The following is a 1,043-nucleotide window of genomic DNA, read 5'->3' as shown; positions in this document are numbered from 1 at the left end:
CCGATCGCGATCGCCCCGCCGTTCACGTTCACCTTCGACGTGTCCCAGCCCATCTGCTTGTGCACCGCCAGCGCCTGCGCCGCGAACGCCTCGTTGATTTCCATCAGGTCCAGGTCGCCCGGCGTCCAGCCCGCGCGCTCCAGCGCACGGCGCGATGCCGGCACCGGGCCCATGCCCATCACGCTCGGGTCCACGCCCGCGTTCGCATACGCCTTGATCCGCGCCAGCGGCGTCAGGCCCAAGGCGGCTGCCTTCTGCGCCGACATCACCAGCACCGCCGCCGCCCCATCGTTCAGCCCCGACGCGTTCGCCGCCGTCACCGAGCCGTCCTTCGCGAACGCCGGCTTCAGCCCCGCCAGCGACTCCGCCGTCACGCCGTGACGCACGAACTCGTCGGTCGCGAACTGCAGCGGCTCGCCCTTGCGTTGCGGAATCGACACCGGCACGATCTCGTCGTCGAAGCGCCCGGCCTTCTGCGCGGCTTCCGCCTTGTTCTGCGACAGCGCCGCGAACGCGTCCTGCTCTTCGCGCGTGATCCCGTATTCCTTCGCGACGTTCTCCGCCGTGATCCCCATGTGGTACTGGTTGTACACGTCCCACAACCCGTCGACGATCATCGTGTCGACCAGCTTCGCGTCGCCCATCCGGAACCCGTCGCGCGAGCCCGGCAGCACGTGCGGCGACGCGCTCATGTTCTCCTGGCCACCCGCGATCACGATCTCCGCGTCGCCCGCGACGATCGCGTTCGCCGCCAGCATCACGGCCTTCAGGCCCGAGCCGCACACCTTGTTGATCGTCATCCCCGGCACGGCGTTCGGCAGCCCCGCCTTGATCAGCGACTGCCGCGCCGGGTTCTGCCCGGAGCCGGCCGTCAGCACCTGGCCCATGATCACTTCGCTGACCTGCTCGGGCTTCACGCCCGCACGCTCCAGCACTGCGCGGATCACCGTCGCGCCCAGTTCGGGCGCCGCAACCTTCGCCAGCGAGCCGCCGAATTTGCCGACCGCGGTCCGCGCGGCCGATACGATCACTACATCCGTCAT

Annotated in this window: 1 protein-coding gene; it reads right to left on the bottom strand. The window is 69.6% G+C overall.

Annotated elements, in window-relative coordinates; translation table 11 throughout:
* Positions 1-1,043: acetyl-CoA C-acetyltransferase (locus H0X95_RS35665; protein ID WP_196446436.1), on the bottom strand; the 1,043-nt coding region annotated here is incomplete at both ends.

This window comes from Burkholderia sp. 9779_493, from assembly GCF_015712215.1.
Taxonomy (GTDB): Bacteria; Pseudomonadota; Gammaproteobacteria; order Burkholderiales; family Burkholderiaceae; genus Burkholderia; species Burkholderia cenocepacia.
This window is presented reverse-complemented; position numbering and strand designations above follow the sequence as displayed.